This window comes from Novosphingobium colocasiae (genome assembly GCF_014652555.1).
In the GTDB taxonomy this organism is placed as follows: Bacteria; Pseudomonadota; Alphaproteobacteria; order Sphingomonadales; family Sphingomonadaceae; genus Novosphingobium; species Novosphingobium colocasiae.
Window position 1 is genome coordinate 140736 of the sequence record NZ_BMZA01000009.1, and the last position, 6690, is coordinate 147425.

General features: G+C 64.4%; 8 protein-coding genes and 1 pseudogene. 2 read left to right on the forward strand and 7 right to left on the reverse strand.

Going from position 1 to position 6690, the window contains the following annotated elements:
• The first annotated feature begins 101 nt into the window (after positions 1-101).
• A complete protein-coding gene (locus IE122_RS12665) occupies positions 102-1883 on the forward strand; it encodes a lytic transglycosylase domain-containing protein (RefSeq protein ID WP_189621537.1) in 1782 nt (593 codons plus the stop codon).
• On the forward strand, positions 1873-2403 hold the full coding sequence (gene moaB, locus IE122_RS12670) for a molybdenum cofactor biosynthesis protein B (RefSeq protein ID WP_189621538.1): 531 nt from the start codon (positions 1873-1875) through the stop codon (positions 2401-2403). The genes IE122_RS12665 and moaB overlap by 11 nt, the downstream gene beginning before the upstream one ends.
• 119 nt (positions 2404-2522) lie before the next feature.
• Here moaB and IE122_RS12675 read toward each other — a convergent pair whose 3' ends face one another.
• The 7 genes and pseudogenes from IE122_RS12675 to IE122_RS12705 form a co-directional block, all read right to left on the reverse strand.
• Entirely contained in the window at positions 2523-3059 is a 537-nt protein-coding gene (locus tag IE122_RS12675; protein ID WP_189621539.1) for a hypothetical protein, read from the reverse strand.
• A gap of 162 nt (positions 3060-3221) precedes the next feature.
• The gene (locus tag IE122_RS12680) at positions 3222-4088 is read right to left on the reverse strand and encodes an arylamine N-acetyltransferase family protein (protein ID WP_189621540.1); all 867 of its coding nucleotides are present in this window, start codon (positions 4086-4088) and stop codon (positions 3222-3224) included.
• Positions 4089-4129: 41 nt separating this feature from the next.
• Positions 4130-4714, reverse strand: a complete 585-nt coding sequence (locus tag IE122_RS12685) for a JAB domain-containing protein (RefSeq protein ID WP_229814103.1) — start codon at positions 4712-4714, stop codon at positions 4130-4132.
• Complete coding sequence (locus IE122_RS12690) at positions 4654-5163, reverse strand: hypothetical protein (RefSeq protein WP_189621541.1); 510 nt, start codon at positions 5161-5163, stop codon at positions 4654-4656. Before IE122_RS12690 ends, IE122_RS12685 begins: the two co-directional genes overlap by 61 nt.
• Before the next feature lie 39 nt (positions 5164-5202).
• Positions 5203-5538: a hypothetical protein gene (locus IE122_RS12695; RefSeq protein WP_189621542.1), complete on the reverse strand. Its 336-nt coding sequence runs from the start codon at positions 5536-5538 to the stop codon at positions 5203-5205.
• An 81-nt stretch (positions 5539-5619) separates the two neighbouring features.
• Entirely contained in the window at positions 5620-6186 is a 567-nt protein-coding gene (locus IE122_RS12700) for a helix-turn-helix domain-containing protein (protein WP_189621543.1), read from the reverse strand.
• Positions 6187-6432: 246 nt separating this feature from the next.
• Positions 6433-6690: pseudogene (locus IE122_RS12705) on the reverse strand (hypothetical protein); the annotation flags it as partial.

The following is a 6690-nucleotide window of genomic DNA, read 5'->3' on the forward strand; positions in this document are numbered from 1 at the left end:
GCGTTCCCGGCCATTAGCAGGGCCAGTGAACGCGAAACCGGTACTGGGGGTTAACCTTGACGGGAATTGAACGGGTGCGCAACTTGCCGGCGCGCCGCATGATGAAGCAGACCGCCCGCCGCACCGCCGCGCTTGGCGCACTGGCGTGCGCGGTGCTGCACGCCGCCCCGGCGCTGGCGAACAGCGCTGCGGTCGATTACTTCCGCACCCGGGCTGACAGCACGGCCGTGCCCTCGCTGCTCAGCCAGGATGACCGGGCCTATTACAAGCAGGTGTTCGCCGCTATCGATGCCAAGGACTGGTCTCAGGTCCAGTCGCTGCTGGCAACGCGCCCGGACGGCCCGCTGCACCAGCAGGCGCGCGCCGAATACTACCTCGCATCCGGCTCTCCCAAGGTTGAGCTGGCCGATCTTCAGGCCTGGCTGACCCAAGGCACGGACCTGCCCGGCGCGGACCAGATCACCCGGCTGGCGCTCAAGCGCGGCGCGGAAACGGTCCCGGCCTTGCCCGCCGAACAAACCTTTGCCCGCCTGCCCTCCATGCCCAAGCGCGTGCGCCCTGCCTCGATCGCTGACGGGACGATGCCGGGGGCGATCTCAGCCGGCATCCTCGACAAGATCAAGAACGACGATCCGGTGGGCGCGCGGGTGCTGCTGGACGGCATCGACGCGACGCTGAGCCCATCGGCGCGGGCCGAATGGCGGCAAAAGGTCGCCTGGAGCTTCTACATCGAGAACCAGGACGCGCCGGCCTACGAAATGGCGCAGCGCGCGGCGATGGGTGCCGGCCCTTGGGTGGGTGAAGCGTGGTGGACCGCCGGGCTCGCCGCATGGCGGCTGGGCGATTACGATGGTGCCGCCGATGCCTTCGCGCGGGTCGCTACGGCGTCGGAAAACGATGAGCTGACCAGCGCTTCGTACTATTGGCGCAGCCGCGCGCTGGTGCGGGCGCGCAAGCCGCAGGATGCCGCCGATGCGCTGCGGCTTGCCGCCGCCCGTAACGAGACGCTCTACGGCATGCTGGCCAGCGAACAGCTTGGCCTGCGCCTGCCCGAACAGCACGCGGCGGCCGATTTCACGCAGACCGACTGGCAGCAGTTGCGCACGAACGCCAATGTCCGCACCGCCGTCGAACTGGCCGAGATCGGCGAGGATGGGCTGGCCGACGAAGTGCTGCGCCATCAGGCGCGGATCGGTGATGGTACCCAGTACGCGCCGCTGACCCGGCTGGCGCGCGATCTCGGGCTGCCTTCAACCCAGCTCTGGATGGCCTATAACGCCCCGCCGGGCGGACGACCCGAGCCGGCAACGCGGTTCCCCACCCCCAAGTGGACGCCGCTGGGCGGATGGACGGTCGATCCGGCGCTTGTCTATGCGCACGCGCTGCAGGAATCGGTGTTTCGCGCCGATGTCGTCAGCCCCGCCGGTGCCCGCGGGCTGATGCAGATCATGCCCGCCGCCGCGCGCGATCACGCCGGCAACATCGGCGTGGCGGGTTCGGCAACTGACCTCAACAAGCCCGAAGTCAACCTGGCGTTCGGCCAGCGCCATCTCCAGATGCTGCAATCGCAGCCGGGTACGCAAGGACTGCTGCCCAAGGTGATGGCCGCGTACAACGCCGGCATTCTGCCCGTCACCCGCTGGAACAGCGAAGTGAAGGACCAAGGCGATCCGCTGCTGTGGATGGAATCGCTGCCCTATTGGGAAACACGCGGCTACGTGAACATCGTCATGCGCAATTACTGGATGTATGAGCGTCAGGCCGGTGGCCCGTCGGAAAGCCGGATGGCGCTGGCGCAAGGCATGTGGCCTACCTTCCCCGGGCTTACCGGATCACAGGGCGTGCGGCTGACCGCGAACGGAGCGATCCTGCGTGGCCATTGACGCCGAGCGCACGTTCAAGCCGATCCGGATCGCGCTGCTGACGGTTTCCGATACGCGCACCCCCGAGACGGACACCTCGGGCGATATCCTGGCGCAACGCATCACCGATGCCGGACACACGCTGGCGCACCGCGCGATCGAGCGCGATGATGCGGCTCTGGTTGCAGATCGCTTCAACGCCTGGATCGACGATCCGGAGGTGGATGCGATCGTTTCGACCGGCGGCACCGGCCTTACCGGCCGCGACGTCACCCCGGAAGCGCTGGAGCGTATTCCCGGTCGCCGCGACATTCCCGGCTTCGGAGAACTGTTCCGCTGGCTGAGCTACAAGACAATCGGCACATCCACCGTCCAGTCGCGCGCCTGCGCCATCGTCGCGCGGGGGACTTACGTGTTCGCCCTGCCCGGCTCCAACGGCGCGGTGAAGGACGGCTGGGACGGCATCCTTGCCGAACAGCTCGACAGCCGCAACCGGCCCTGCAATTTCGTGGAACTGATGCCGCGCCTGCGCGAAGTTTAGGCGGGGAGGACATATTTCGATCTCAACGATCGGCCGTTTTTGGGGGAGACAGCGGGAACTGTGAACGGCGGGTAGTTGGGGGATGCGGACAAGTGTCAGACGGGCCATGGCTAATGCCCTCACGTCGGCGCACCGTTATCGTTTAGTATTGGGAAATCTTTCCTGTGTTGCTCGACCACCTTGCGAAAGTCGCCGCGAGGGGCCCAGTGGGTACGTCGAAAACTATCGTGGACACCTATACAAGCCAATGGTTCCCTCATGAACATTTCGGCCACATAGGGGAAGTACAGTATGTGCTCTTCGCCTACAGCCAACTTCTTTGGCAAGCCGCCTGCATAAGGCCCCGTTGGCTCGTCTGGCTGCGCTAAATTCGCAATTGGATTGAGGAGCCCAAGGCGGGTTCTGCGCTTGTACCAAGGCGTTCTGGGGCGCGCGACAGCGCAGTCGATTACGATTTCACCCGGACCAAAGTTAGTGAAATTGAGCGTCAATAACCTATGCGGCGGATCGCTGCCGACGATGCGCATGAGCATAAAGGTCACTCTCACACGCGGCTTTGGAAAGATGAACTTTTGCCAGACATTCCAAATGAAACTCGCCATAGCGATTAGCAGCGAGAAAAGACTGATGAGCAATGCCCAGTCTGCGGTCGTCATTTTGTCTTACTGAAAAGGCTACACCTGCCATCCAGTTTGTCGCCAGGCCGCAGTGAAGTCAAAGGGATCATCCGCAATGTCGGCGTCTCCGGAAAGGCCGCATTCGATCCACAAGCTATCAGTACCGGATCCGCATCGCATAGTTGAATTCGCCCACGCCGTCTAAACGGCGAAGATCGGCAGCCGCGCCGCCTCCACTTCCGCCAGCGCGATCCGAAAAACCTCGCGCAGCGTCCGCGCATAGTCTGCCGCATCGGCAATCTCGCGCTGCTGCGTCCCCTCCGGCCCATGCACCGTCAGATACCGGTCCACCATCGAAGCGAACCCTTGCGGCTGCGGGATGCTGGCCACGCACAAGGTGGTGAAACGGGTGCCGGGGCGGGTGGAGGTCCAGTGGTTGGCCTGCTCCAGATCATCCTCGGCCACCGCGCCCATGTCGAAGGCATATTGCGCCTGCCACTCCCCATGCGGAGCGGCGCGGCCATCGGTGGCGTGGTGCGAACCGGCGCGTTCCAGCAGCCACTGCCCCCGCAGCGCGCCCTGCTCGCCGATGCAGCGCAAGCGGTGGCCGGCCCCGTCGCTGGTCTGCGCCGTCGCGCCATCGACGATCGGCAGCGGCGGCAGGTTGGAGCCGCCGAACCCCGCATCAGCGAGCCACAGTGCGCCGTCGATCTCCACCGCCAGGCAGATATGCGTGCGCGGTGTGACGATGCCGGGGCCGACGCCGAAATAGACGCGCGCCAGCAACGGGCGGCAGGCGAAGCCGAGCGCTGCCAGCGCATCGCGCAGCAAGCGGTTATGCTCGAAACAGTACCCACCCCGCCCGCGCGCGACCAATTTGTCGAACACGGCGGCGCTGTCGATCACTATACCGCGCCCTAGCGGGATATCGAGGTTTTCGAACCCGATGGCGAGACGGTGCGCGGCCTGCAGCAGGCTCAGCCCGGCAGCGGTCAGCGGCGGCGGGGCATCGAGCCCGATGCGGGCGAGGTAGCGGGCAAGGTCGAACGAGGCGGCGGCGACGGTCATGCGATCCCATGCCACGCCGGCGCGGCGATCGGCAAGCGCCGTTACAGCAAGCGCAGCGCCCGCATGCTGCACACTTGCCCGCCGGCTACGATCAGATGATCGACAAGGCGGACTTCAAGCGCACGCAGGACGGCGTTTGCGCGCGATGTCGCGGCGATGTCGGCCTTGCTGGGCGTCGCCAGCCCGGATGGATGATTGTGCGCCAGCACCACCCGGCGCGCGTTGAGGTCGAGCGCCCGCCGCACCAGCAAGCGCAACGGGATCATCGAGGACGCGGCGCAACCGGAATTGGTGAGGTCATCGCCCAGGAACAGCCCACGTTCGTCGGAATAGACCATGTGCACGACTTCTTCGGCACGCATGCCGATAGTGCTGATCAGATAGTCGCGAAATTGCGCGCTATCGGGGTCGACCGCCTGGCCGACCAGCCGCTCGCGGGCGGCCGCAACGGTGAACGATCGGGCAGCATCGAGCGCTTCGGCCACCGCCTCCCCATCGCTGGAAGCCTCGACTATCGCCTGTGTGGACGCCGCATGGAGGCGCGCGAGTGTTCCGAAATGACCGATCAGCCGCTCGGCCTCGGCCTCGGCGGCGGGGCCCAGAACCGGTCCGAGTATCCGCGCCACGAGGGGTATTTGCCGATACGTGCCGTCCGCCTGATATGCGCCGTCAACCCCAGCAGCAGCGCGAGAACGTTCACGTAGAACGGCAGGCGCATCATCACCGCGTAGACCACCGGATGAATATGCTCGAAAGCGGCCCGGTAGACGTGGCTTGTAACGCTGATCAGTTGCGCGCCCGCTATCCAAAGCGGGTAGACCCGGTTGGCGCGCAAGGCGATTGCCCAGGAGATGGCAAAAAGAACGATATCCTGTGTCGCATGCCCAAGTTCCAGATTGGCGTAGGACGTGCTGCCGATCACGGCGTGGTACAGCAGATCCGCCACGATGGCGCCGACAAGCGCACCCGACAGCAGTTTCTCCGGCATCGCGCCCTTGATCAGCGCCACCACGAAGAGCGCCACACAAAGCCCGTACTGGAACGAGGCCCGGGATACCCAGATCTGGTCAAGCATGCAGGCATGCCTGACCCGATGCGGGTCCCGGGCCGATGTTCAGGCGCTCAGGCGATCGAGTTCGACGTCCTGCAACTGGCCTGAGGGGCATCTGCCCGGCTCGTCGGCCGTGGCTTTCACCTCGTGCCCAATCGACAGCAGTTCCTGGTGCACGCGCATCATGTCGTGCTGGCTGGTCAGCAGCGTGCGCTGCGTCTTGGCCAGCCGGACCAGTGCCGACTGCCCGGTGAAGACTTCGACCCCATCGGCCTGCCGGGCGAGGAGCATCGATTCCATCAGCCTGGCCGAAGCCAGCAGCGCATTGTCGAGCGAGAGTTCTGCTTCGGGCAGATGGCGTCCGATCCGGGCAGCAGCAGCAGCGATATTCAATGTCATAGGGACCCTCCGTTCGCGCCGCCGGCCCGTTCTGAGCGGCGCTCCTGTGTGCGTTGGGAGGAAGGGAAACCGGCATGTTCATCACATGAGACCGTTCAAGGCCTGGACCACGCTCAACCCGATCATCGCGATAACCAGCATCCCCCCGGATATCGCAATGATTGCAGCCGTTCGATTCAGCCCCGCATGTTTCCCGTCGAGCACCTCCGGGACGATCCGTTCGAAGTCCGCCTCCTGCCATGGTGCCTTGAGCCGGATCGCATAGGGTTCGGCCAAGGCGGCATCGGCAAGGGCGAAACTTTCTGCCGGATCATCCTGAGCCGATCGATCATCGAATCCGGCCGCGTCGGGTAGCTGAAGATTGTTAGCTGTTAGGGAATTACAGGCTGCATCGATCTCTGCCTGATACTGGCGATAGACCCGCGCCAGTTCGGCCCGGGGCGGCGATCCGGCGCGCGCGCGGATCGATTCGATCCGCTGGTTCACGGCGCTTTCGGAAATGCCCAGTTCCCAGGCGATTTCCTTGCTGGTCCGGTTTTCGGAAACGAACCGCAGAACTTCGTGCTGCTTGGGCGTGAGCCGGGCAAAGGCCCGTTGCAACTGCGCGGCCCTGCCGACATTCTCGGCCGGAAGGCGTTCCTTAGTCACGGGTACACGACCATCGGAATTCCGCCACAGTTTGCGTGCGATCCATCAGACGGCGTTAATAATGTTTCACCGCGCATCAGATCAAGGCGGCAGTGATACATTTTCTACGGCAATGGTTTGTAAACCCGGAATTTTGACACCATTTCGGAGCTACCGGACACGTCAGCCCCACCTGAACGAATCGTCAACTTATGCCAAAGCCTGTTGATCCGAACTCATAGCCCTCTCCCCTTCAGGCTACCGGATTCACACATTGAGTTGGCATTGTAGTGTTTGAGCGGCGCGTTTGGCGGCTTGGATTTCGAGCCAGCCTTGGAGCATGACGACGGGGCCGGGTTTTCCGTAGTATCCGGTCCATCCGCCGAGGCGGGCGCAGACCCATGCGGCATAGGCGAGCGAGCCTTTTGGATGGGGATTTTTCTGGCGCGCGGTTTTGCCCTCGAGCCTGGCGCAATAGGCTTCGAGGAGAGGGATGTCGGCGACGTCGAAGCTGTCGGTGCAGGG